Raw genomic sequence first — 22778 nt, 5'->3', positions numbered from 1 at the left:
TCTAGTACGTAGGGGTTAATCACGTGAATATGACCCCCGGGTAGGAGAAGCTTTACTTCGCCCCAGAATTTGGCAATCACTTCGACCCGCGGCAGATTGGTGGGGAATGCGCTTTCTTGAAGCCATGTTGTATTTACCTTTGGCTTGCTCTTTGGCTTATTTGGCATGATATGACCTTACTGGATCGCCAGCGGCGTTAGTGGGCAGAATCGATTGTTTGAGACAGATCCCGTTGCCGTTTAGACGCTTTTCGCACCGGGTTGCCAGCTTCGCGATGTGCGGAGGTGCGGGGTGGAGATCTCCAATTTGGCAATGCGCCTTGTGGCGACGCATGTCGCCAAGTAGATTCGTCGCGAGCCGCAACTAATCCGGCCCGCGGATACGTGACCCCACGTATCCTCACGCGCACCCACGAATGAGACGAAGGAGTCCCATGTCCGACACGCAGCCCGCCGCGACGCCCACGGAGACCGGAGGCGCCCTCGGCGTCGCGATGATCGGCCACGGCTTCATGGGCGCCGCCCACTCGCAGGCCTGGCGCGTCGCCCCAGCGTTCTTCGACCTGCCGCTCGCGCCGCGCATGGTGTCCGTCGTCGGCCGCGACCAGGCGCGCACGCAGGAGTCCGCGGACCGCTGGGGCTGGGAGCGCGCGGAGACCGACTGGCGGGCCGCGATCGAGCGTGACGACATCGACGTGGTCGACATCTGCTCGCCCGGTAGCACGCACGTCGAGGTCGCGGTCGCCGCGCTCGAGGCGGGCAAGCACGTGCTGTGCGAGAAGCCGCTCGCCAACACGGTGGAGGAGGCCGAGATCATGGCCGCGGCCGCCGAGAAGGCCGCGGCCCGGGGGATCCGCGCGATGGTCGGCTTCAGCTACCGCCGCGTGCCCGCCATCACCTTCGCCCGCGACCTCGTCGCCCAGGGCGCCATCGGCGAGCTCCGCCAGGTGCGCGCGCTCTACCTGCAGGACTGGCTGACCGACGCCGAGGGCCCGATGACCTGGCGCCTCGACAAGGAGGCGGCCGGATCCGGCGCGCTGGGGGACATCGGCGCCCACATCGTCGACGCCGTGCAGTTCATCACGGGCGACACGCTCGACGCGGTGAGCGGCCTGCTCCGCACCTTCGTGGAGGAGCGCCCGCTGCTCGCCGAGACGCGCGGCCTCGGCGGCGTCGCCTCGAGCGAGCGCGGGAAGGTGACGGTCGACGACGCGGCCTACTTCACCGGGAAGCTCGCGGGCGGCGCGCTCGCCAGCTTCGAGGCGACCCGCATGGCCACCGGCCGCAAGAACGCGCTGCGGCTGGAGTTCAGCGGATCCGACGGCGCCATCTCCTTCGACCTCGAGCGCCTCAACGAGATCGAGCTGTACGACGCGACCGCGCCCGCCGACCGGCTCGGCTTCCGGCGGATCCTCGTCACCGAGCCCGAGCACCCCTACACGGCCGCGTGGTGGCCCACCGGCCACGGCCTCGGCTACGAGCACGCGTTCACGCACCAGGTGCGCGACCTCGTGCACGACATCGCCGCAGGCCAGGAGCCGCAGCCGTCCTTCGCCGACGGGCTCCGCGTGCAGCGCGTGCTCGACGCCGTGGAGCGCAGCTCGGCCGACGGCAGCGCGTGGGTGCAGGTGGATCCCGCCGAGCGATAGGCCCGCGGGCCGCCGCGGGCCGCCGCGGGCCGCCGCGGGCCGCCGCGGGCTGCCGCGGGCCGCCGCGGAACGCCTGCGGAGACGTGCGGTGGCTGTGAAGACGCCGCACGGCCGCCCCCGCCCGTCGTTACCGTGACATCACCTCGCCCGCCGCGTCCTGTCGGCGGCGCTGACGGATCACGACGCTCCTCCTCCCGGTACGGCACATGCGCCCGCGCGCGTGCGCACCGGCGTGCTCCGCTGCGCCCGCGTGAGCCCGCGTCGGGAGACACGCCCCATGCACCGCATCCGATCCATGAGACCGTCCCGCGTGCGGGCCGCCCTCGGCGCCCTCGCCGTGGCGACCGCCGCCCTGTCCTCCGTCGCACCCGCCGCGGCGCCCTCCGCGGAAGCCGCCACCGGCGGCATCGCCGCGGGCCACGTGCTGGGAGCGGACGGCCGCAGCGCCGAGGTCTACACCCTCGCCGACGCGATCCTCGAGCACGTCTACGTGCAGTCCGACATGGACTCCGACGGCGACGGCCGGAAGGACCTCATCCGCGTCGACATCCAGCGCCCGAGCACGCCCGCGGCGGTCACCGTCCCGAGCATCATCAAAGCGTCCGGGTACTTCGGCACGCCGGGCTACCCGGGGGTCAAGCCCTACGTGGATCCCGAGCACCGCGCCACGAGCGACCTCGCGGTCATGCCGGGCTGGGAGAACAACTACTTCGTGCCCCGCGGCTACGCCATCCTCTCGCTCGACGTCGCGGGCACGAACTTCTCGGAGGGCTGCGTCGACGACGTCGGCCCCCACGACGTCGAGTCCGTGGCCGCGGTCATCCGCTGGCTGCACCACGAGGCCGGCTCGGTCGCGTACCGCGACCTCGACCGCGCCGTCCCCGTCGACTCCGGATGGAGCTCCGGCCTCAGCGCGGTGAGCGGGATGTCCTACGACGGCGGCATCGCGCACGCCATCGCGACCTCGGCCCAGGTGCCGGGGCTGAAGACGGTGGTCCCCATCGAGGGCGGCACGAGCGCCTACGACACCCGCCCGAACGGCATCGACGTGGGAGGCGGCACGGCCGAGTTCTCGAAGTGGCTGACCGAGCCCGAGCCGGCGGGCACCGAGGCCCCGACCCTCCCGCAGTCGCTGCGCGACCACCAGGCCGCCAAGCGGAAGACGTGCCAGCCGTCGTTCGACGCCATGCACGCGCAGTCGGATCCCCAGGGGCGCACGGACAACGCGTTCTGGCAGGCCCGCGACTACACCAGGAAGGTCGACCAGATCGCCCGCAACGGCGTCAGCGAGTTCATCGTGCAGGGCCAGAACGACATGAATGTCCGCACCAACGAGCTGGCCGCGCACTGGCAGGCGCTGCAGCGGGCGGGCGTCACCTCGAAGCTCTGGCTGCACATCGGCGGGCATCTCGACCCCTTCACGTTCGAACGGCCGGCCTGGGCGGACACGCTGCTGCGCTGGTACGACCACGCGCTCCTCGGGGTGGACAACGGGATCACCGGGGAGCCGCCCGTGCGGATCCAGATGACCCCCACCACCTGGCAGGAGAGCGCGACCTGGCCCGTCGCCGGGAGCGCCGTCACGACGCTGCACCCCGGCGCCGTCACGGCCGGTCTCGGCGCGCTCGGCATGGCGCCGACGCCCGCGGCCGGATCCGCGTCCTTCGCCGCGGGCCGCCTCGCGGACGACCGGCCGACGGACCTGACGGAGGGCGCCGCCGAGCCGACCGCGGGCGCCGATCGCCTCGTCTTCACCACCCCCGTCCTCGACCACGACGTGCGGATCTCGGGCACGCCGCGGATCTCGGTGCGGGTGACGCCGGGGGCGGGCGACACCGACGTCTCCGCCGCGCTGGTCGACTACGGCCCGCAGACGTACGTGGACACCTCCGTGAAGGACGGCTCGATGGTCCTGACGACCAGCGCCACGTGGGGCCAGGCGACCCCGGCCGACGGCTCGTCGTACTACGACGAGGCCCTGTTCACGCGCACCACCGACAGCTTCGTCTTCACGCGCGGCATCGGGAACACGGCGCACCACCAGTCCCTCCAGGCCTACACGCCGGTGGCCGCCGGGCAGACGATCGACCTCGCGTGGGATCTGCTGCCCATCGACCACGTCGTCCCCGCCGGACACCGGCTCGGGATGATCGTCTACAACGACGGCCGCCGCTCGATCGCGGGCCAGCACCGCTCGCGGGTCGTCACGGCCGGGTCGACGGTGGACCTCGCGCACAGCTCGCTCGCCCTGCCGGTCGTCGGCGGCACCCTCGGGACCACGCGATGATCCGCGACGGTTCGGCGAACCCCGCCGCACGGCGCACGCGCCGACGCGGTGGCGTCCGCCTCCTCGCGATGACGGGCCTCGCCGCTCTGGCCGCGCTCGCCGTCGCGGCGCCCGCCCAGGCCTTCAACCGGGAGGGCCCGCACTGGCCCACGGACCGGCTGACCATCGACACGTCCGCGGTGCCGACGGGAGGGTTCCACGACGCCCTCACCGACGCGGCGGCCGAGTACACCGCGCTCACCGACGCGAAGGTGGGCACCGAGGACGCGATCGGCTCGCCGTGGACCGCTCAGGTCATCGACGCCGGCGACGACGGCTACGAGGGCTACGCGCACTGGCGCTACGACGGCGCCATGCACACGACCTCGGCGGACATGCACCTCAACAGCCAGTACCTCGACGACTCCCTGCCGCGGGACCGGCTCAAGGTGGTGTGGGAGCACGAGTCGGGGCACGTGCTGGGGCTCGCGCACGTGACGGACCTCGACCGCGTCATGTACCCCATCCCCTCCGACGCCTACGCCGACGGGGTCACCGGCCTCACCGACGACGAGGTCGCCGGGATCGACTTCCTCTACTGATGGGCACGCAGATGAACGCACGCACGAGCACCCTCCACCTCGCCGCCCTCGCCTCCCTCGCGCTCGGGGCGAGCGCGCTCCTGCTCACCGGCTGCAGCGCGGGCACGGCGCCTGGCCCCGCCGCCGCGCCGGCGGGCGACGGCATGTCGATGCAGATGGGCGACGGCTCGTCGATGCCCATGGGCGACGGCACGTCGATGCCGGCGGGACCGGGATCGCACACCCACGGATCGCGCCACACCCACTACGGCTCGCTCGCCGCGCTCGCGGGCGACAGCGTCGAGATCGTCACGGGCACCGTCGTCGCGCAGCGCGTGGTGACCGACCTCGGGCCCAGAGCGCCGGCCACCGTCTCGACCGTCCGGGTCGCGACGGTCGCGAAGGCGGCCGACGGCCTCGCGGCCGGAGGGACGGTCGACGTGCGGCAGATCGGCACGGCCGCGCAGCCCGGCCCTGCGGCGATGATGCAGGCGGGATCCACGTACCTCCTCTACCTGCGGCCGTCGCGCCTGCCGGGCGAGGCGGCGTCCCAGTCCTTCGTGACGGGCGGATCGGCGGGGCTCTTCGGCGCTCCCGACCCGGCCGCGGCCCACGCCCAGGCCGACACGGACGCCGCGGAGGAGTCGACGCAGCCGGCGGCGTTCCTGCGGCTCGACGACGACGGGGGCGACACCCTGCCGGAGCGGGTCACCGCCGACGGAGCCCTCGGCTGACGGACGGCGACGTGCCTCCGGGTCTCCGGTCCCGGGGGCGCGGCGGCGCTCGCGTACCCTGGTCGGGACGACCGGGAGGCGGACGGGTGCAGGCACGGCAGGAGCGGATGCGGCGCGCCGCGCTGTCCGCGCTGGTCTGCACGCTCGTCACGGCGACCGCGCACGCGGCCGCGGGTGGCGGGGTCCCGCATCCGCTCGTCCTCGGCCTCGCGCTCGTCGCGGGCGTCGTCCTCTGCTTCGCGCTCGGCGGCCGTCGCGTGACGCTCGCGCACCTCGCGCTCGCCGTCGGCGCCACCCAGGGCGTGCTGCACGCGGCCTTCACGTTCGGCGGCTCCGGCATGGGCGCGGGCGGGGGCATGGCCGGCGGATCCGCCGCGTCGCTCGCTGGCGTCGGGCACGGCCACGCGCTCGCCGCCGCCGAGGCCGCACGCGCGCTCGCCGACCCGGGCGCCATGGCGATGCCCGCCGACCACGACGGCGCGATGCTGCTCGCCCACGTCATCGCCGGCCTCATCAGCGTGTGCTCGCTGCGCGCCGGAGCCGACGCCGTCCGCCGCGTCGTCCGGGCGCTCGCCGTGCGCGTGCGCGGCGCGATCTCCGGGGCCGTCGGCGCGCTGGTCGCAGCGGCCGTCGCCGTGGCCGCCGCGCTCGCCGAGCCCGCGGTCGCGCCGCGCCCCGGCCGCCTGGCCGCCGACGTGCGCCCGGCGCGCCTCGTCTCCCTGCTCTCCGCGCGGATCCGCGGCCGTCGCGGTCCGCCGCTCGGCCTGCTCGCCGCCTGACCCGCGCCCGCCGCGTCCCTCGAGGATCCCGGGCGCGGTCCGCGCCGCGCTCCCGCCGACGACCGCCCGCGCCTCGTGCGCCGCCGGTCGCCGCCGCGGTGCCGCGCGCTCCCGCACGATCCCGCACGATCCCGCACGCCCGGATCCGCACGGCCACGCCCGTGCCCCACCGAAGGACCACCATGCCCCGCACCACCCGCCTGCCCGCCTCCGCCCGCCCGCCGGGACGTCCCCGCCGGGGGCTCGTCGTCGCCGGCGCCGCTCTCGGCCTCGGTCTCGCCCTGTCGGCGCCGCTCGCCGCGTCCGCGCACGTCGAGCTCGACGCCTCCTCCACCGCCCCGGCCGCCCTCAGCGTCCTGACCTTCGCGGTCGGGCACGGCTGCGAGGGATCCGCCACGACCGCCCTCGCGATCCGCGTCCCCGCCGACGTGCAGGCCGTGAAGCCGACCCTGATGCCCGGCTGGTCCGTCGCCGAGCAGGAGGCGGCGGACGGCACGACCGTCACCTACACGGCCGACCAGCCTCTGCCCGACGCCCTGCGCGCGACCGTGCAGATCGAGGCGCTGCTCCCCGTGGGCGGCGCGGCCGGGGACGTGGTCGCGTTCCCGACGCTGCAGACGTGCGTCCAGGGATCCACCGACTGGGCGGACCTCCCCGCCGCGGGCGTCGAGCCCGACCACCCGGCACCGGCGATCACGCTGACGGGGGCGACCGGCACGGCGGCGGGCACGGCGACCGGCGCATCCGCGGCCGCCGCGGCTACGCCCGCCGCCGCCCCGGTCGACCCGGTCGCGCGTCTGCTCGGCCTCGGCGCGCTCGTCGTGGGCGTCGTCGCGGTGATGCTCCTCACCATCGGCATGCGCCGCCCGCAGCAGGGCGCGCGGCGATGACCGCCGTCGACGACCGGGCGGACGCCGCGGCCGCGGACGCCCCGGCCCCCGTCATCACCCGCCCGCCGCGCGGCTGGTTCCTCCCGCTGCTGCTCCGGCTGCACTTCCTGGCGGGGATCCTCGTCGGTCCGTTCATCCTCACCGCGGCCCTGAGCGGCGCCGCCTACGCGCTGTCGCCGTCGATCGAGCGGGTCGTCTACGCGCACGAGCTCCGCGCCCCCGTCACCGGCACGACGGTGCCGCTGGCCGCGCAGGTCGAGGCCGCGGAGGCGGTGGTCGGCGGATCCGGCACCCTCACCGCCGTGCGCCCCGCGCCCGGCCCCGGCGACACGACGCGCGTGATGTTCACGGGCGAGGGCCTCCGCGCGAGCGAGAGCCGGGCGATCTTCGTCGACCCGGCCGACGCGTCCGTCCGCGGCGATCTCCCGGTCTACGGCACCAGCGGCGCGCTCCCCCTGCGCTCCGCGATCAGCGACATCCACCGCACCCTCGGCCTGGGCGACGCGGGCCGGCTCTACAGCGAGCTGGCCGCGAGCTGGCTCGGCATCGTCACCCTCGCGGGCCTCGGCCTGTGGGTCGCGCGCTGGCGCCGGTCGCCGCGCCGCCGGGACCTCGTGCGGCCCGACCGCCGTGCGACGGGCTACCGGCGGATCCTCTCCTGGCACGCCTCGACGGGCGTCTGGCTGGTCGTGGGGGCGCTGTTCCTGTCGGCGACCGGGATCACGTGGTCGCAGTTCGCCGGCCAGAACGTGACCGACCTCCGCGCCGCGCTCAGCTGGCAGGCGCCCACCCTGCCGACGGCCGTCGGCGCGGGCGCGGGCGCGGGCGCGAGCGGGGGAGCGGCGGCGGATCCGCACGCCGGCCACCACGGCGGCGCTGCGCCCACGACGACCGCACCCGTCGATCCGGCGACCTTCGACGACGTGCTCCGCGTCGCGCGCGGCGTCAACGTCGACACCGGGCTCGTGGAGATCAAGCCCCCGTCAGCCGCGGGGACGGCGTGGACCGTGAGCGAGATCCACCGCTCGTTCCCCACGCAGGTCGACCAGGTGGCCGTCGACGGCAGCACCCTCCAGGTGGTCGGCCGCACCGACTTCGCCGACTACCCGTTCCCCGCGAAGCTCGCGCGCTGGGGCGTCGACACGCACCAGGGGACGATGTTCGGGCTCCCGAACCAGATCCTCCTCGCGGTGACGGCGCTCGGCATCGCGGCCATGGTGGTGTTCGGCTACCTGATGTGGTGGAAGCGCCGTCCCGGCGTCGCGCGACCCGGCCGCCCGGCGCCCGCGGGCGCGCTCGTCCGGGCGCCGTGGTGGGGCATCGCGGCGGTGGTCGCCGTCGGGCTCGGCGTGGGCCTGTTCCTGCCGCTCGTCGGGATCCCGCTGGTCGGCTTCGTGCTGCTCGACGCGCTCGTCACGGCGGCGCGGGTGCACCGCGCGACTCCGTCCGCGGGCTGATCCGCGCCGGTCGGCCGCCGCGTGCGCGTGGCGGCCGACGCGGTCCGTCCCGGAGCGGGCCCCGGGTGCCCGTGGCAGCGGGGCCACCGGCGCGGGGGCTCCGCATGATCATCACGCGCCGTCGAGGCCGTCCGTCGAGTCGGGCGTCCGACGGCTCAGCGCGCGCTGCGCGGCGGACGCGGCGACGGCCGCGAGCACGACGGAGACGGCCCCGAGGATCAGGCCATCGACCACGACCTCGCCCGAGAGGATCAGGCGCGGTCCTCCGACGCTCAGGACGAGGAGCAGGACGACGGTGAAGGTCCGCCGGGATGAGCCGAAGAAGTACGACACCAGCGGCCGTGACGCGACAGCGAGCGCGGGTACCGCGAGGGCCCCCGCGACGACCGCCGCTCCCAGGAGGAACGGGGCCGCGTCGTCCGGGCCGTCACGCCATGCGGTCACGGCGGCCCAGAGGCTCCCCCACGCGCCTCCGAGCAGGAGCGGATGCAGCCATCGTGCGAGGTCTCTCACGGGTTCGCTCTTCCTCTCTCGTCGTGTCGGCCGATGTCGACGACGTCAGCGCCATGCCTCCTGCCACGAGGCCGGCGGTGGTGGTGATGCGGTGACGGTAGGCGCGCATCTCGCCTCCATCGAGCGCCATGCGGGTGCTGTCGAATCTACGCAGGGGTCCCCGGAGGACGAGGCGGTCGCCGCGTCGGGTCGCCGCGCCGGGGGCGTCAGGCCGCCGGCACCGGCCCCGTCGACGCCGCCACGTGCAGCCGGCACGGCAGCAGCGCGTGCGGCAGCTCGGCGGCGGTGCCGTCGAGGCGCGCGAGCAGCATCTCCACGGCGAGGCGGCCGAGCTCCGGGCCCGGCGCGTCCATGGTGCTGAGGGCGGGCTCGACGAGCGCGCCCACCTCGGTCGACGACGCGAGCGACAGGATCGACACGTCGTCCGGCACGCGCCGCCCGGCCGCGTCGAGCCCCGAGATGAGGCCGCGCGCCGCCTGGTCGTTGAGGATCAGGACCGCCGTGATGCCCGGATCCGCCGCCACCAGCTCGCCCGCCGCCGCCCGCCCGCCGACCGGCGTGGGCGGGCAGCGGACCACCGCGGCGGCGCGCCCCCGCGACGCGCACTCCGCCCGGAACGCCCGCTCGGTGCGCGTGGTCGGGCCGTACCCGCGCAAGGGCCCGCCCTCGAGGTCCTCCACCATCAGCCCGAAGCGGCGGTGCCCGAGGCCCTCGAGGTGGTCGATGCCCTCGGCGACGGTGCGCTCGAAGTCCATGTCGACGAACGGCAGCTCGCGGGTGTCGGCCGTGCGCCCGATCGAGACGAACGGCACGTCGAGGGCGCTGAGCTCGGCGATGCGCGAGTCGTCCATGCGCACCTCCATCACGATGACGCCATCGACGAGGCGCCCGGAGACGAGGTCGGACACGTCCTCCGGCGACGTGCCCGTCGGCCACAGCACCAGGTGGTAGCCGAGCTCGGACGCGCGCGTCGCGGCGCTCATGAAGATCTCGAGGGCGATGCGGCTGAGGCGCTGCACGTCGGCCGGGAACAGCAGCGCGATGATCCGGGTGCGCTTGCTGGCGAGCGCGCGGGCCACGACGTTGTTGCGGTAGCCGAGCTCCTGCATCGCCTCGGTGACGGCCCGCCGCGTCTGCTCGGACACGGCCTTGGTGCCGTTCACGACGAACGAGACCGTGGCGATCGAGACCCCCGCGCGCGCGGCCACCTCTCGCATGGTCGGGATGGCGGCTCCTCGCGGTCGGGCGGTCGCGCGCGGTCGCGCACGGGCCGGATGCGCCTCAGCGTAGCCCGGGGTCAGGCCCCGCGGGCGTCGCCAGCGGCCCGTGCGCGCTGGCGGTCGAACGCCGCGCGGAGGGGAGCCGTGTCGTAGACGATGTGCAGCCGGGCGATGCGCCCCTCCGCGTCGAGCTCCGCCACGTCCACCACCGAGAAGGGGGCGGGCTCACCGCTCGCGAGGACCCAGTCGAAGTCGAACCAGAACGCGACGGTGGGCGTGCCCTCGTCATCGGAGCGCATCACCCGGCGGAGGTGGAGGCGGGCTGCGCCGGTGTCGGCGAAGAGGGCCGGATAGAACCGGGCGGCCGGCAGGATCCCGTACAGCGGGGAGTGCACGACGCCGTCCGGGGAGAAGAGAGCGAGCGCCGCCGGGACGTCCGCGTGCTCCAGCGCCGCGAGGTAGCGCTCGACGAGGAGGTCAGGCACCGCGGGTGCGCAGCGAGGAGGTCGCGCCGCCGACCGGCGGACGCACGCGCGTCACGGCGATGAGCAGCCCGGAGATGACGCAGAGCGCGACGGTGAGCCCCACCACGTACTCGCCGACCGAGAGGTAGCCGCTGGGCGAAGAGGACGGGTCGAGGAACCCGTACGGGTAGTAGGTGGAGCTGCCGGTGACCTGGTCGCCGGTGAAGGGGCCGCGGCCGAGCGTGACCCCGATCCAGACGAGCGGGAAGATGATGAGGCGGCCGATGGCGCCGCCGCCGAGGCGGGTGCGGTCGGGCGCGATGAGCCAGTCGAGCAGCACGACGATGGGCACCGCCACGTGCACGATCTGGTTGGCCCAGTCGAGCTGCAGGGCGGGCGGGCCGGGCTGGCCGCGCAGCAGCAGGTTCCACACGATGCCCGTGATGATCAGGTAGACGGTGGACGACAGACGCAGCGTGGCCCAGGCGACGCTCGCATCCACCTTCCCGCGCGCCAGGCGCAGGCCGCCGACGGTGAGCACCACCACGCCGAGCAGGTTCGACTCCGTGGTGAAGAACAGCATGAAGTCGAGCGACTTCCCGGCGATGCCGGGGATGCCGAGGCTGATCCAGTAGGCGTAGTTGACGTGGTACTGGGCGATGACGCCGACGAGGGCGGCCGCGGCCGTAGCGAGCCGGACGGCGGAGAGGAAGATGCGCACGCGATACGTTCGCACGCCTGCGCGCGGGGCGGGTCCGACTGTCCACGGACCGCGGTCGGATCAGCCGATGCCCGGCGGATGCCCAGGCCAGCGCCCGTGGCCGAGCGGCGGCCGGGCGGCTCAGGCGGAGGCGGATCCGCGCCGGGAGCTGCCGATGCGGAGGAGCGCCGACTCGATGGACCGCGCGTGGGCCGCGGGCGACACGGACGCCGCCAGTCGCGATGCCGCCTCCACCGGCGCGTCGAGCAGGCCGCGGTCCCGGGCGAGCCGCATGACGGCCGCGGCCAGGCCTTCGGCGTCGGTCCCGTCCGCGAGGATCGCCGCATCGCCGAACTCGGCGCCGAGCACGGGGTCGCTGACGATCACCGACCGGCCCTCCGCGAAGGCCTCCATCGCGATCATCGGCTGGTTGTCGAAGCCCAGCGACGTGACGACCGCGGCGTGCGCTCCGCGGAGGAGGGCCGTGACCGCGGAGCTCGGCACGCGTCCGTGCAGGGTGACCCCGGGCGGGGCGCTCGTCGGGAGGACGCCGCCCGCGAGGTCGAGGTGCACCACGCCGGGTCCCGCGCGCTCCGCGACGACGGCCATGGCGTCGAGCATGACCCGGAGGCGCTTCTCGGGCGCGAAGCGCGCGGCCCAGACGAGGCGGAGGGGCCCGCCGGCCGGGAGCGGGGCCGGCTCCGCGCGCGTGGCGCAGCTCGTGTTCGAGACGACCTCGACCGCCGGGAGGCCCGCGTCCCGCAGGGCGACGGCCTGATGGCGCGACGGCGAGAGCACGAGGTCGGCCTCGCGGCACACGGCGAGGGTGAGGCCGCGGAGCGCGCTGTCGAGCCGGCGCGGGGCGAGCCGCACGCGCGGGGCCGGCAGCCCGGTCATGAACCGGTGCATGCCGGTGGCGACGGGGGTCAGGAACCCGGCCCAGGCGGGGCCGCGCAGGAAGAAGGTGTGGACCGTGTGCATCGTCGGGATGCCCCGCCCGCGCGCGACGGCGAGGGCCGCTGCCGCCAGGCCGTGCTCCGAGTGCGTGATGACCAGGTCGGTGCCGGACCCCTCCATCAGCCGCTCGAGGTCGGCGCGCGTCGCGGCGTCGGCGCGGATGAGCGGGAGCCCCATGAACCGCATGCGGTAGGTGGGGGTGATGTCGTGCAGGGCGATGCCCGTGCCCTGCAGCTCCGGCGCCGACGTGGCGTCCGGGGAGACGACGGTGACCCGGTGACCGGCGCGCGCGAGGGCCAGCGCCTGCTGGATGACGGCCGTCTGGGCTCCGCCGAGGTAGGAGAACTCGTAGTCCATCACGAGGAGGGCACGGAGGGAGCTCACCCCGCGACGGTATCCGGCTCGGCCGTGTCCCGCATGCGGCCTGGGGAGATGTCCCCCGACATGGGGGTGCGGGAGCGCGCGGCGAGCGGTGGGGAGAGCGCGGCCGGCCGGCCTCAGCCCGCCCGCGCCCGCCGCAGGACCGCGACGACGATGGCGAGCGGCTTCATCCAGGTGACCTCGCCGAAGCGGTAGTCGTCCGCGCGCGCCAGGCGGTCGGCGAGGTCGGGGCGGGCCGCGCGCAGGTAGCCGCGGGCCTCCTCGGCGTGCACCGGGTCGGAGACGATGCGGATGGTGTCGGCGTCCTCGATGAGCGGGATCGCGTTCGCGACGTTCTCGCGCGTGCTCCGGCTCGCCTCCTCGAGGACGACGGGGCCCGCGTAGCCGCGCTCGCGGGCGTAGCGGGCGAGGATCCGCGCCTCGGGCTCGTCGCCCATCACGGATCCGCCGCACAGCACGAGCGCCGTGGACGCGGCGCCCGGGTCCAGGGAGCGGAGGGCCGCGTCGACGCGGAAGCGGTTGATCCGGTTGGCGCGCGGCCCGGCGTCGCCGAAGCCGAGCACGACGACGGCCTCGCGGCCCACGGTGCCGTCGGGACGGCCGGGTGCGCGGCCGAGGCCGCGCGTGCTCGCGAGGAGGTGGATCAGCTCGCTCGCCGCCAGGATGCCCGCGACCAGGGCGCCCGCGGCGACGGCGCCCGCGACCACGGTGCCGACCGCGACGCGCGCGGCGGGAAGGGGCCGGCGGATCCGCATGGGCCCAGGCTACGGGGCGGTGCCGGCGCCGGCCCCGGTGCCGGTCAGCCCGCGGTGCGCGCGGCCCTCACGAATGCGACGACCGCGTTGGCGTGGCCGTGCCCGAGCCCCTGCTCGGTCTTCAGCCACGTGACCGCCCGCATGTGCGGCTCCACGTCGAGGCGCGCGTCGGCGAGGTCGATCCAGTGCTGCACCGGCTGGCCGTAGGCGCTCTCGATGCTCGGGAAGTAGGAGGCGGGACCGTGGGGCTTCCGCCCGTCGGCCGGCGGGGGCGGGGCGACGATGCCGTGCGCGTTCATGCTCCGACGCTACCCGCGCCGTGCGGCGACGACCACGGCGGATCCGACGTCGGCGGAGCCCGGTGCGCGATCGCCTCCGTCGCGGCGGGCCGCGTGATCCCGCTCCCGCCCGTGTCAAGGGGGGAGACCGCTCCCCGCCTGGGGAATATGCTCGACGCATCGAGTTCGCTCGCCCGGACCCCGTGGCGGCTCGCCAGGACGCCGGCCTCCCCGGCGCTGCGCGACACGAGGGTCACATGCACACCACCACCAGCATCCGCATCGACGGCGAGCCGATCCAGCTCGCCGAGGACCAGGACGTCGAGGCGCTCAAGGCGCGCATCGTCGACGCCGTCACCGGGGGAGCCCGCTTCGTCGACTTCGTCGGCGCCGGCCAGGTGGGGGTGTCCGTGCTCGTCACGTCGCGTTCCTCCGTGCGCGTCGAGGTGCACGAGCGCGAGGACGAGCCGGAGGATCCCGAGGAGCAGTCCACGAGCGCCGACCTCGACCTGTACACCTACGGCTAGCGGCGCCCGCAGCGACCCGGGACGACGCGGGGTCCTGCGCCGTCCCGGGCTGCGCGAGCGGGTGCACGCGCGTCATCGCGGTCGGCACCGGTCGCGTGGCTCGCCCTCGGGCAGTCCGGGTCCGGTGCGCCGCGGCACGCCTCGTGCGATGCACCGCGAGTCGAATCTATGCACACGCATCCCGCTGCGCCATCTTGGGGGCGACCCCTTGACTTCGGGGAGCAGCAGTCGACACGGCGCCCGGCCCGCGCGGATCCGACCCGTGGTTCAATGGCCGTGCCTCCTCCGGGAGGGCCTCCCCCGGGAGGCACGGCGGTGGGGCTCGCCGTACCCGAACCTCGACATCCTCGTCGACGACAGTCCCTGTCTCACGGCACCGCCATGCCATCCGAGATGGGAGACCGCATGTCCGACCCCCGCGCGCACCTCGAGCGCCCGCCCCGCCCCGTCCACCTCCGCGCCTCGTCGCTCGGCCTCGTCGCCCTCGGCGGCGCCGTCGGCACGGGGCTCCGCGAGGCCCTCGCCCTCACGTGGCCCGCGCCCGCGGGCGGCCTGCCGGTGACGATCCTGCTGATCAACCTCGTGGGCGCCTTCGTGCTCGGCGCCCTGCTCGAGGGGCTCGCCCTCCGCGGACCCGACGAGGGACGTCGCCGCGGGATCCGGCTGCTGGTCGGCACGGGCGTGCTCGGCGGCTTCACCACCTACAGCGCGCTCGCGACGGACGCGGCGGTGCTCACGGGATCCGCCCTCGGCACGGCGCTCGCGTACGCGGCCCTCTCGATCGTGGTCGGCGCCGCCGCGTCGCTCGCGGGCGTCGCGGCGGGCGGCGCGCTGCACCGGCGCGCGGCGGCCGGACGCGGGACGGGGGCGGCATCGTGACCGGCCCCCTCGTGTTCGCGCTGATCTGCGTGGCCGGCGGCGCCGGATCCGCCCTCCGCCTCCTCGTCGACGGCGTCGTGAAGGGCCGAGTCGGCGCCGCGTACCCGTGGGGCACGACCGTCATCAACGTCACCGGCTCGTTCGGCCTCGGGCTCCTCACGGGCGCCGCCGCGCATGCCGGCCTCCCGCACGACCTGCTGCTGATCCTCGGCGGCGGCCTCATGGGCGGCTACACGACCTTCAGCACCGCCAGCCTCGAGACCGTCCGCCTCGCGCAGGCCGGCCGGCTGGGCGCGGCGCTCGCGAACGGCGTCGGCATGCTCGTGGTGTGCGTCGCGGCCGCGGGCGCCGGGATCGCGCTCGGCGGTCTGCTCTGATGCCGCTGCTCCCTGCGGCCGCCGGGGACCTCGACGGGCTCGCCGCGGCGCTCCCCGACGCCCGCCAGGTGGTCGCGTTCCGCGCGAGCGGGCAGCTGGCGCGCGAGGTCGCGTGGTCGCGGGCGCTGGGGGACGTGAGCGCGCGGGATCCGGCATCGTGACGCCGGACCCCGCGGGCGCCCTCGTCGCGGGCGTGCGGGACGCCTACGCGGCGCGCGCCGACGAGTACGCCGCGCACCTGGGGTCCCTCGACGCCGTGCACCCGTCCGACCGCGCGCTCGTCGCCTCGTGGGCCGACGGGATCGAGGGCCCGGTCCTCGACGCGGGCTGCGGCCCCGGCCACTGGACCGCCTTCCTCGCGGCCCGCGGCCTCGACGCGCGCGGCGTCGACCTCGTGCCCGCCTTCGTCGCGCACGCCCGCGCGGCGCACCCCGGCATCCCGTTCGCGGTGGGCGACCTCGACGCGCTCGCCGCCGCCGACGGGGAGCTGGGCGGCGCGCTCGCCTGGTACTCGCTCATCCACCACTACCCCGCCCGCATCGGCCTGCCGCTCCGGGAGCTCGCCCGGGTGATCCGACCCGGCGGCGCGCTCCTCGTCGGCGCGTTCTCGGGCACCGCGACCGAGCCGTTCGACCACGCCGTGACGCCCGCCTGGCGGTGGGCGCCGGATGAGCTGGCCGCCGAGGTCGAGGCCGCCGGATTCGAGGTGGTCGAGGTGCACACGCGCACCGGGCCCGGCCACCGGCCGCACCTCGCGCTCACGGCCCGCGCCTCGCCGCCGCGGCCCGCGTCGACGCCCCGCGCCTGGGCTCGCGGGACGAGCAGCTCGGCCGCCGACCCCGACCCGACCCCCGCCGCGGCGGAGGATCCCGAGCCCGGCTGGACCACCACCGACCGCCGCGACCTGCACCGCGGCCGCGTCGTGCTGGTCGACCACGGCGTGCTCCTGCCCGACGGATCCGCGTCCCGCTACGAGGTCGACGAGAGCGTGCCGTTCGCGGTCGCGACCCTCGTGATCGACGGCGACGCCGTGCTCCTGTCCCGCCAGTACCGCTACCCGCTCGGGCGGTGGATCCTCGACCTCCCCGGCGGGGCGGGGAACGCGGGCGAGGAGCCCGCCGACGCCGCCCGCCGCGAGCTCGAGGAGGAGCTCGGCCTCGTCGCGCCGGAGGTCCGGCCGCTCCGCACCCACGCCGTGAACCCGGGCCGCGCGTCGTGGCTCGTGCACGTGTTCGCCTGCACGACGCCGACCACCGCGGGCACCGCCGACCGCTCCGACCCGTCCGAGCAGGTGCGCCTCGTGCGGATGCCCGTGGCCGAGCTGGATGCCCTCATCGCCGCGGGCGACGTGGTCGACCCGACCCTGCTGATCGCCCGCGCCGCCGCCGCCGAGCAGGGGCTGCTGCCGCCGGTCGCGCCGCGCTGAGCGCGCGGGCTCACCCCAGCGCGACCACCGCGCAACCCAGGAGGAACCCCGCCTGGATCGCGGTGCGCAGCGGCAGCGGGGTCGTCGGGGCGGCCGGATGCGGCACCCCGCGAGCCGCGCGGACGTTCGCCGGGAACACGGCCAGCAGCAGGAGCGCCAGGCCGATCGCGGCCGCGGTGCGCAGCGGCGGGATCAGCAGGCCGACCGCGCCCGCGGCCTCCAGGAGGCCGGTGACGGTGACGACGAGGCCCGCGCGGGGCACGTGCGGCGGGACGATGGCGACGAGCCCGCTGCGCCGCGGCTCGACGAAGTGCGCGCTCGCGGCCAGCGCGAAGCCCGCGGCCAGGCCCACCGCGACGGCGGGCGGCCACGCGTCGAGCGCCGGCACCGCGAGTCCGAGGATCCGCGCCGCCACGGCCACGACGACGGCGGTCGCGAAGGGGATCATGCGACCCTCAGGCGCGCCGCGCGTACGTCAGCACGGCGTCGCCCCGGCTCGTGACCGATCCGATCATGCGGCCGAGGCCCGCGCCGAGCTCGGGGTCGAAGGAGTCGTGCGGGAACCGGTGCGGGGCCTCCGCGACGCCGTCGACGGACGCGAACAGGCCGGCGGTCAGCGTGCGCAGGGGGATCCTCCTCGGGCGGCGGGTGTGCACGCCATGATCCGGTGCCGCGGCGGTCGCGTCCACCGCCGTTGCGGATCCGAGTGTGGTTAACCGCTTTACACGACCCCCGATCCGGTGTTAGCGTCGCCGCCATCGGGTGCGCGACGACGCCTCCCGGATCGCCGCGGAGCTGGCGGGTCGGGAGGTCGTCGCACCCCGGACCCACCGCCACCTCAAGGAAGAGACCACGCGATGTCCCCTCGATCCACCGCCCGCCGCCGCCTCGTCGGCGCCGCCGCATTCGCGGCCACCGTCCCCCTCGTGCTCGCCGGCTGCTCCGGCGGCGGCGGGGGCGGATCCTCGTCCGGCGGGGATCCGAAGACCATCACCGTCACCGACTACTACAACGAGGGCAACGACGACACGGTCATCGGCGACACCCTCCAGAAGTGCGGCGAGTCGCTCGGCATCACCATCAAGCGCACGTCGATCCCGGGCTCGAGCCTCATCCAGAAGGTGCTGCAGCAGGCCTCCTCGCGCACCCTCCCCGACGTGCTGATGCTCGACAACCCCGACCTGCAGCAGATCGCCAAGACCGGCGCGCTCGCCCCGCTCGACGACTTCGGCATCTCCACCGACGGCTACGCGAAGGGCGTCGTGGACGCGGGCACCTACGAGGGCAAGACGTACGGCCTCGCGCCCACCGTCAACACGATCGCGCTGTTCTACAACAAGAAGATGCTGGCCGACGCCGGGATCCAGCCGCCCACCACGTGGGCCGAGCTGAAGACCGCGGCCGCCGCGCTCAAGGACGGCGACCGGTACGGCATCGCGATGGACGCCAACGCCACCTACGAGGGCACCTGGCAGTTCCTGCCCTTCATGTGGTCGAACGGCGGCGACGAGAAGGACATCGCCACCCCCGAGACCGCGGAGGCGCTCCAGCTCTGGACCGACCTCGTGAAGGACGGCTCGGCCTCGCAGAGCGTCGTCAACTGGACCCAGTCCGACGTCAACGACCAGTTCATGGCCGGCAAGACGGCGATGATGATCAACGGCCCGTGGCAGATCCCCGCGCTCACCGAGTCGGGCGTCGACTACGGCATCGCGGAGCTCCCGGCGCCCGAGGCCGGCGGCACCGCCGTGGCCCCGCTGGGCGGCGAGGTGTGGACCGTCCCGCAGACGGGCGACAAGGCCAAGCAGCAGACCGCCGCGAAGGTCGTCGAGTGCCTCAACTCCGACGAGAACCAGCTCGAGATGGCCACCAAGCGCTTCACGATCCCGTCGAAGACCGCCGTCGCCACCGAGTTCGGCCAGATGGTGCCCGCGGAGCAGGTGTTCGTCGACCTCGTCGCCGACGCCCGCGCCCGCACCGGCGAGCTCGGCGAGGCGTGGCCGAAGGCCGCGACCAAGATCTACACGGCCGTGCAGTCGGCGCTCACCGGGCAGGCCTCCCCGGAGGACGCGCTGAAGAACGCCGAGCAGGGCTGATGGCGACGACCGCCGTCCCCGCCCGCCCGGCCGCGCAGGCTCCCGGGCGGGCCCGGGGCGCCGGGGTCGCGGCCGAGGCGTCGCGACCCGGTCACCGTCGTCCCCGCTTCCGGTGGGAGCGCTTCTTCCAGGCGATGTTCCTGGTGCCGGCGGTCGTCTACCTCGTGCTCTTCTTCGGCTTCCCCGTCGTGAAGAACATCGTCATGAGCTTCCAGGAGTACACGACGACCACCTTCTACACGGGCGAGGCGCCCTGGGTCGGGTTCGCGAACTACGCGTCCGTCATCTCGTCGTCGATCTTCTCCACGGCGCTGCTGAACACGTTCCTGTTCACGGCCGGGTCGATCGCCGGCCAGTTCGTGATCGGGCTCGTGCTGGCGCTGTTCTTCCGACGGTCGTTCCCGCTCAACGGGCTGCTGCGGGCGCTGCTGCTCCTGCCGTGGCTGCTGCCGCTCATCGTCTCGAGCGCGGTGTGGAAGTGGATCCTCGACCAGGACTCCGGCGTGCTCAACCAGTTCCTGCTGGGCACGGGCGCGGTGCAGGACCCGGTGCCGTGGCTCACGAGCCCGGCGTTCGCGCTCATCACGGTGATCGCGGTGAACGTGTGGATCGGGATCCCGTTCAACACGACCATCCTCTACGGCGGCCTGCAGGACATCCCGCCGGAGCTGTACGAGGCCGGATCCCTCGACGGGGCCACCGGCTGGAAGGGCTTCCGGCACATCACGTGGCCGCTGCTCCGACCCGTGGTGGGCGTGGTGCTCGTGCTCGGCGTCGTCTACACGATCAAGGTGCTCGACATCATCCTCGGCCTCACGAACGGCGGGCCCGCGAACTCGACGCAGACCATCGCGACGCAGTCGTACACGCTCTCGTTCCAGCAGTTCGACTTCGGGTCGGGCGCCGCCCTCAGCAACATCCTCATCGTCATCTCGGCGGTGTTCGCGGTGGTCTACCTCCGCGCGAACAGGAAGGCCGTCGATGACTGACACCGCCGCCCGCACCGGTCTGCCGCGTCCCGTCGGGTCGCGGGGGCCGCGCGCCGACCGCAGCTGGATCTCCACGGCGATCGGCATCGCGATCCTCGCCGTGATGCTGTTCCCCGTCTACTGGATGGTCAACATCTCGCTGCAGCCCGCGGGCCCGGCCATCCAGGCCGCGTGGTTCCCGTTCGAGGCGCAGTTCGGCGGGTACGCCACCGCGCTCCGCGAGCAGGGCCAGGCGCTCGGCACGAGCCTCGTGATCGCGCTCGGCAGCGTGGTGCTGAGCCTCGCGGTCGCCACCCCGGCGGCCTACGCGCTGGCGCAGTTCAAGTTCAGGTGGATCAACGCGGTGCTGTTCGGGATCCTCATCTCGCAGATGATCCCCGGCATCGTCGTCGCGAACGCGCTCTACGCCGCGTACAACGACGTGGGGCTGCTCAACTCGATCCCGGGCCTGATCCTCGCGGACTCCACGGCCGGCATCCCGTTCGCGATCCTCATCATGCGGGCGTTCATGGCGAACATCCCGCCGTCGATCATCGAGGCCGCGAAGGTGGACGGCGCCGGGAACTTCCGGGCCTTCCGCTCGATCGTGCTGCCGGTGAGCCTCAACGCCGTGATCACGGCCGGGCTCTTCACGTTCCTCTTCACCTGGAGCGACTTCCTGTTCGCGCTGACGCTCACGACCACCGACGACGTGCGCCCCATCACCCTCGGGATCTACCAGTACATCGGGACGTACACCGCGGACTGGAGCACGGTGATGGCGACGGCCGTGCTCGCGTCGCTCCCGGCGATCGTGCTGCTCCTCGCGGCGCAGCGCTTCATCGCGGCGGGCGCGACGGGCGGCGCGGTCAAGTGATCCGCCCGCCGGTGATCCGCCTCCCGCACGCCCGCGCCCCCGACGGCGCATCCGCCGCCCCCGACGCCCGAACCACCCCATCAGAAGGAAGACCATGACCGACACCACCTCCCCGCTCCGCGTCACCGTCTGGGGCGAGAACCGCCACGAGCAGATCGAGCAGCACGTGCAGGAGCGCTACCCGACCGGGATGCACGGCGCCGTCGCCGAGGGCGTGCAGGAGAACCTGCCCGGGGCGCACGTCGAGATCGCGACCATGGACCAGCCCGAGCACGGCCTCACCGAGGAGCTGCTCGCCCGCACCGACGTGCTCACCTGGTGGGGCCACGCGGCCCACGCCGAGGTGGACGACGAGATCGTCGAGCGCGTGCACCGCCACGTGCTCGCCGGGATGGGCCTCATCGTGCTGCACTCCGGGCACTGGTCGAAGATCTTCACGAAGCTCATGGGCACCACGTGCACCCTCCGCTGGCGCAGCGAGCACGACCGCGAGCTGGTGTGGACCGTGAACCCGCAGCACCCCATCACCCGCGGCGTGCCGAACCCCATCGTCATCGACGAGCAGGAGATGTACGGCGAGTACTTCGACGTGCCGACGCCCGACGAGCTCGTCTTCATCTCGGGCTTCACAGGCGGCGAGGTGTTCCGCAGCGGCATGACCTACCGCCGCGGCTTCGGCCGGATCTTCTTCTTCTCGCCCGGCGACCAGGACTTCCCCGTGTACCACCACAAGGACGTCCGCCGCGTGATCGCGAACGCGTGCGAGTGGGCGCGACCTACCCAAGAGCGCGAGACGCCGACGCTGCTCCGCTACGAGTCCGGCGAGTTCTTCCAGGGCGCCGACTACGCCGGGGCGCTCGAGCGATGACGGACGCGGGGGAGCGCACGCCGGAGCGCACCGGCGCCGACCACCGGATCGTCGCGCCCGCCGACGGCGCGCGCCTCCGGGTCGTGCAGGTCGGCGCGGGCGGCATGGGGCAGCAGTGGCTGCAGACCGTCGCCGAGGATCCCGACGTCGAGCTCGTGGGCGTCGTCGACCTCGACGAGCAGGCGGCGCGGGCCGGCGCCGCCGCGCACGGGGCGACGGCCGCGTGGTCGACCGACCTCGGCGAGCTGATCGAGCGGGTGCGGCCGGACGCGGTGATCGACGTCACCATCCCGCGCGCGCACCACCCCGTCACCACACAGACGCTCTTCGCTGGCATCCCGGTGCTCGGCGAGAAGCCCGTCGCGCTCACGGTCGCGGAGGGGCTCTCGCTCGCGGCCGCCGCCGAGATCACGGGCGAGCTGTTCATGGTCAGCCAGTCGCGTCGCTACAACGACCACCTCGTCGCGCTCAAGCGGCGGGCGGCCGACCTCGGCGGCGTCGGCATCGTCACGACCGAGTTCTTCAAGGCGCCGCGCTTCGGCGGGTTCCGCGAGGAGATGGACGACGTGCTCCTCCTCGACATGGCCGTGCACCAGTTCGACGCGGTGCGGTACCTGCTCGACGCGGATCCCGTGAGCGTCCAGTGCGAGTCGTACAACCCCGTGTGGAGCTGGTACCGCGGCGACGCCGGTGCCACCGCCGTATTCACGTTCGAGGGCGGCGTGCGGTACGTGTACACGGGCAGCTGGTGCAGCCCGGGCGCGGAGACGTCGTGGAACGGATCCTGGCGGCTGAGCGGCGCGCACGGCACCGCGCTCTGGGACGGCGACCACACGCCCACGAGCGACGTGCCGGATGCGCCCGACGGGCCGCCCGCGGAGCCCGCGGCCGCCGAGTCGGTGGGCGTCGAGATCGCCGGGTCCTTGCGCGCGTTCGTGCGCGCGCTGCGGACGGGCGAGCGGCCGCACGGCGAGGTGCACGGCAACGTGATGAGCCTCGCGATGGTGGAGGCCGCGATCGAGTCCAAGGACGCCGACGCGCGCGTGGCGATCGACGACGTGCTCGAGCGCGCGCACGCGACCGCGCTCGCCGACGAGCGGCGCGACGACGTGCGCGCGCGGCTCGAGTCGTGGCGCG

The 22778-nt window shown here is 74.5% G+C and carries 26 protein-coding genes; 17 read left to right on the top strand and 9 right to left on the bottom strand.

The window, feature by feature from the left end:
- The first annotated feature begins 433 nt into the window (after positions 1-433).
- The 7 genes from PED38_RS15835 to PED38_RS15805 all read left to right on the top strand — a co-directional run bounded on the left by PED38_RS15835 (position 434) and on the right by PED38_RS15805 (position 8355).
- A complete protein-coding gene (locus PED38_RS15835; RefSeq protein ID WP_270981958.1) occupies positions 434-1648 on the top strand; it encodes a Gfo/Idh/MocA family protein in 1215 nt (404 codons plus the stop codon).
- Between the two features lie 295 nt (positions 1649-1943).
- On the top strand, positions 1944-3935 hold the full coding sequence (locus PED38_RS15830; RefSeq protein ID WP_270981957.1) for a CocE/NonD family hydrolase: 1992 nt from the start codon (positions 1944-1946) through the stop codon (positions 3933-3935).
- Positions 3932-4516 (top strand): matrixin family metalloprotease, encoded by a 585-nt coding sequence (locus PED38_RS15825; protein ID WP_270981955.1) that lies wholly within the window; start codon positions 3932-3934, stop codon positions 4514-4516. Before PED38_RS15830 ends, PED38_RS15825 begins: the two co-directional genes overlap by 4 nt.
- Positions 4517-4527: 11 nt before the next feature.
- Entirely contained in the window at positions 4528-5229 is a 702-nt protein-coding gene (locus PED38_RS15820) for a hypothetical protein (RefSeq protein ID WP_131798111.1), read from the top strand.
- An 86-nt stretch (positions 5230-5315) separates the two neighbouring features.
- A complete protein-coding gene (locus tag PED38_RS15815) occupies positions 5316-6008 on the top strand; it encodes a hypothetical protein (RefSeq protein ID WP_270981954.1) in 693 nt (230 codons plus the stop codon).
- A gap of 182 nt (positions 6009-6190) precedes the next feature.
- On the top strand, positions 6191-6898 hold the full coding sequence (locus PED38_RS15810) for a YcnI family protein (protein WP_063072303.1): 708 nt from the start codon (positions 6191-6193) through the stop codon (positions 6896-6898).
- Positions 6895-8355 carry a PepSY-associated TM helix domain-containing protein gene (locus PED38_RS15805; RefSeq protein WP_270981953.1) on the top strand — a complete coding sequence of 487 codons (1461 nt, stop codon included), beginning with the start codon at positions 6895-6897 and terminating at the stop codon, positions 8353-8355. Before PED38_RS15810 ends, PED38_RS15805 begins: the two co-directional genes overlap by 4 nt.
- Positions 8356-8466: 111 nt before the next feature.
- On the opposite strand, the gene PED38_RS15800 is transcribed toward PED38_RS15805, so the two are convergent.
- From PED38_RS15800 to PED38_RS15770, 7 genes are all read right to left on the bottom strand, one after another.
- A complete protein-coding gene (locus tag PED38_RS15800; protein ID WP_270981952.1) occupies positions 8467-8868 on the bottom strand; it encodes a hypothetical protein in 402 nt (133 codons plus the stop codon).
- A gap of 206 nt (positions 8869-9074) precedes the next feature.
- Positions 9075-10085: a LacI family DNA-binding transcriptional regulator gene (locus PED38_RS15795; protein WP_270981951.1), complete on the bottom strand. Its 1011-nt coding sequence runs from the start codon at positions 10083-10085 to the stop codon at positions 9075-9077.
- An 80-nt stretch (positions 10086-10165) separates the two neighbouring features.
- A complete protein-coding gene (locus tag PED38_RS15790; RefSeq protein ID WP_063072307.1) occupies positions 10166-10573 on the bottom strand; it encodes a nuclear transport factor 2 family protein in 408 nt (135 codons plus the stop codon).
- Positions 10566-11273, bottom strand: a complete 708-nt coding sequence (locus tag PED38_RS15785) for a Pr6Pr family membrane protein (protein WP_254654566.1) — start codon at positions 11271-11273, stop codon at positions 10566-10568. Before PED38_RS15785 ends, PED38_RS15790 begins: the two co-directional genes overlap by 8 nt.
- Before the next feature lie 120 nt (positions 11274-11393).
- Positions 11394-12593: a glycosyltransferase family 4 protein gene (locus PED38_RS15780; protein ID WP_270981948.1), complete on the bottom strand. Its 1200-nt coding sequence runs from the start codon at positions 12591-12593 to the stop codon at positions 11394-11396.
- A gap of 113 nt (positions 12594-12706) precedes the next feature.
- Positions 12707-13345 carry a YdcF family protein gene (locus PED38_RS15775; RefSeq protein WP_270981946.1) on the bottom strand — a complete coding sequence of 213 codons (639 nt, stop codon included), beginning with the start codon at positions 13343-13345 and terminating at the stop codon, positions 12707-12709.
- A gap of 44 nt (positions 13346-13389) precedes the next feature.
- The gene (locus tag PED38_RS15770) at positions 13390-13644 is read right to left on the bottom strand and encodes a DUF4287 domain-containing protein (RefSeq protein ID WP_270981945.1); all 255 of its coding nucleotides are present in this window, start codon (positions 13642-13644) and stop codon (positions 13390-13392) included.
- A 236-nt stretch (positions 13645-13880) separates the two neighbouring features.
- Between PED38_RS15770 and PED38_RS15765 the strand changes: the two genes are divergently transcribed.
- The 5 genes from PED38_RS15765 to PED38_RS15890 all read left to right on the top strand — a co-directional run bounded on the left by PED38_RS15765 (position 13881) and on the right by PED38_RS15890 (position 16832).
- Positions 13881-14150, top strand: coding sequence for a hypothetical protein (locus tag PED38_RS15765; protein ID WP_270981944.1), 270 nt, complete (start codon positions 13881-13883; stop codon positions 14148-14150).
- A gap of 405 nt (positions 14151-14555) precedes the next feature.
- Entirely contained in the window at positions 14556-15029 is a 474-nt protein-coding gene (locus tag PED38_RS15760; RefSeq protein WP_063072312.1) for a FluC/FEX family fluoride channel, read from the top strand.
- The gene (locus PED38_RS15755) at positions 15026-15406 is read left to right on the top strand and encodes a fluoride efflux transporter FluC (protein ID WP_270981942.1); all 381 of its coding nucleotides are present in this window, start codon (positions 15026-15028) and stop codon (positions 15404-15406) included. Before PED38_RS15760 ends, PED38_RS15755 begins: the two co-directional genes overlap by 4 nt.
- Positions 15406-15567 carry a hypothetical protein gene (locus PED38_RS15750; protein WP_270981939.1) on the top strand — a complete coding sequence of 54 codons (162 nt, stop codon included), beginning with the start codon at positions 15406-15408 and terminating at the stop codon, positions 15565-15567. Before PED38_RS15755 ends, PED38_RS15750 begins: the two co-directional genes overlap by 1 nt.
- A complete protein-coding gene (locus PED38_RS15890; protein WP_333720452.1) occupies positions 15564-16832 on the top strand; it encodes an NUDIX domain-containing protein in 1269 nt (422 codons plus the stop codon). The genes PED38_RS15750 and PED38_RS15890 overlap by 4 nt, the downstream gene beginning before the upstream one ends.
- A gap of 10 nt (positions 16833-16842) precedes the next feature.
- Here the strand turns inward: PED38_RS15890 and PED38_RS15735 are convergent, their stop codons facing one another.
- Both PED38_RS15735 and PED38_RS15730 read right to left on the bottom strand, forming a co-directional pair.
- The gene (locus PED38_RS15735) at positions 16843-17280 is read right to left on the bottom strand and encodes a hypothetical protein (RefSeq protein WP_063072314.1); all 438 of its coding nucleotides are present in this window, start codon (positions 17278-17280) and stop codon (positions 16843-16845) included.
- Positions 17281-17287: 7 nt separating this feature from the next.
- A complete protein-coding gene (locus tag PED38_RS15730) occupies positions 17288-17488 on the bottom strand; it encodes a hypothetical protein (RefSeq protein WP_063072315.1) in 201 nt (66 codons plus the stop codon).
- 201 nt (positions 17489-17689) lie between these two features.
- Here PED38_RS15730 and PED38_RS15725 point away from each other — a divergent pair, with 201 nt between their 5' ends.
- The 5 genes from PED38_RS15725 to PED38_RS15705 form a co-directional block, all read left to right on the top strand.
- Positions 17690-18928: a sugar ABC transporter substrate-binding protein gene (locus tag PED38_RS15725; RefSeq protein WP_270981937.1), complete on the top strand. Its 1239-nt coding sequence runs from the start codon at positions 17690-17692 to the stop codon at positions 18926-18928.
- Positions 18928-19917, top strand: coding sequence for a carbohydrate ABC transporter permease (locus PED38_RS15720; RefSeq protein WP_063072317.1), 990 nt, complete (start codon positions 18928-18930; stop codon positions 19915-19917). The genes PED38_RS15725 and PED38_RS15720 overlap by 1 nt, the downstream gene beginning before the upstream one ends.
- Entirely contained in the window at positions 19910-20773 is an 864-nt protein-coding gene (locus PED38_RS15715; RefSeq protein ID WP_107490201.1) for a carbohydrate ABC transporter permease, read from the top strand. Before PED38_RS15720 ends, PED38_RS15715 begins: the two co-directional genes overlap by 8 nt.
- Positions 20774-20867: 94 nt before the next feature.
- On the top strand, positions 20868-21641 hold the full coding sequence (locus PED38_RS15710; RefSeq protein ID WP_063072318.1) for a ThuA domain-containing protein: 774 nt from the start codon (positions 20868-20870) through the stop codon (positions 21639-21641).
- The coding region (locus PED38_RS15705; RefSeq protein ID WP_270981936.1) for a Gfo/Idh/MocA family protein at positions 21638-22778 on the top strand (1141 nt) is incomplete at its 3' end. The genes PED38_RS15710 and PED38_RS15705, both read left to right, overlap by 4 nt.

This window comes from Clavibacter sp. CT19 (genome assembly GCF_027858075.1).
Lineage (GTDB): Bacteria > Actinomycetota > Actinomycetes > Actinomycetales > Microbacteriaceae > Clavibacter > Clavibacter tessellarius_A.
The sequence above is the reverse complement of the archived record's forward strand: the minus strand, read 5'-3'. Positions and strand labels throughout refer to the sequence as shown.

What these genes read in the sequence shown, in the direction of transcription:
- PED38_RS15765 (WP_270981944.1), top strand. Translation starts at nt 13,881, where the DNA reads ATGCACACCACCACCAGCATCCGCATCGACGGCGAGCCGATCCAGCTC.
- PED38_RS15710 (WP_063072318.1), top strand. Translation starts at nt 20,868, where the DNA reads ATGACCGACACCACCTCCCCGCTCCGCGTCACCGTCTGGGGCGAGAAC.
- PED38_RS15770 (WP_270981945.1), bottom strand. Translation starts at nt 13,644, where the DNA reads ATGAACGCGCACGGCATCGTCGCCCCGCCCCCGCCGGCCGACGGGCGG.
- PED38_RS15725 (WP_270981937.1), top strand. Translation starts at nt 17,690, where the DNA reads ATGTCCCCTCGATCCACCGCCCGCCGCCGCCTCGTCGGCGCCGCCGCA.
- PED38_RS15750 (WP_270981939.1), top strand. Translation starts at nt 15,406, where the DNA reads ATGCCGCTGCTCCCTGCGGCCGCCGGGGACCTCGACGGGCTCGCCGCG.
- PED38_RS15760 (WP_063072312.1), top strand. Translation starts at nt 14,556, where the DNA reads ATGTCCGACCCCCGCGCGCACCTCGAGCGCCCGCCCCGCCCCGTCCAC.
- PED38_RS15735 (WP_063072314.1), bottom strand. Translation starts at nt 17,280, where the DNA reads ATGATCCCCTTCGCGACCGCCGTCGTCGTGGCCGTGGCGGCGCGGATC.
- PED38_RS15830 (WP_270981957.1), top strand. Translation starts at nt 1,944, where the DNA reads ATGAGACCGTCCCGCGTGCGGGCCGCCCTCGGCGCCCTCGCCGTGGCG.
- PED38_RS15820 (WP_131798111.1), top strand. Translation starts at nt 4,528, where the DNA reads ATGAACGCACGCACGAGCACCCTCCACCTCGCCGCCCTCGCCTCCCTC.
- PED38_RS15805 (WP_270981953.1), top strand. Translation starts at nt 6,895, where the DNA reads ATGACCGCCGTCGACGACCGGGCGGACGCCGCGGCCGCGGACGCCCCG.
- PED38_RS15810 (WP_063072303.1), top strand. Translation starts at nt 6,191, where the DNA reads ATGCCCCGCACCACCCGCCTGCCCGCCTCCGCCCGCCCGCCGGGACGT.
- PED38_RS15775 (WP_270981946.1), bottom strand. Translation starts at nt 13,345, where the DNA reads ATGCGGATCCGCCGGCCCCTTCCCGCCGCGCGCGTCGCGGTCGGCACC.
- PED38_RS15835 (WP_270981958.1), top strand. Translation starts at nt 434, where the DNA reads ATGTCCGACACGCAGCCCGCCGCGACGCCCACGGAGACCGGAGGCGCC.
- PED38_RS15825 (WP_270981955.1), top strand. Translation starts at nt 3,932, where the DNA reads ATGATCCGCGACGGTTCGGCGAACCCCGCCGCACGGCGCACGCGCCGA.
- PED38_RS15720 (WP_063072317.1), top strand. Translation starts at nt 18,928, where the DNA reads ATGGCGACGACCGCCGTCCCCGCCCGCCCGGCCGCGCAGGCTCCCGGG.
- PED38_RS15715 (WP_107490201.1), top strand. Translation starts at nt 19,910, where the DNA reads ATGACTGACACCGCCGCCCGCACCGGTCTGCCGCGTCCCGTCGGGTCG.
- PED38_RS15795 (WP_270981951.1), bottom strand. Translation starts at nt 10,085, where the DNA reads ATGCGAGAGGTGGCCGCGCGCGCGGGGGTCTCGATCGCCACGGTCTCG.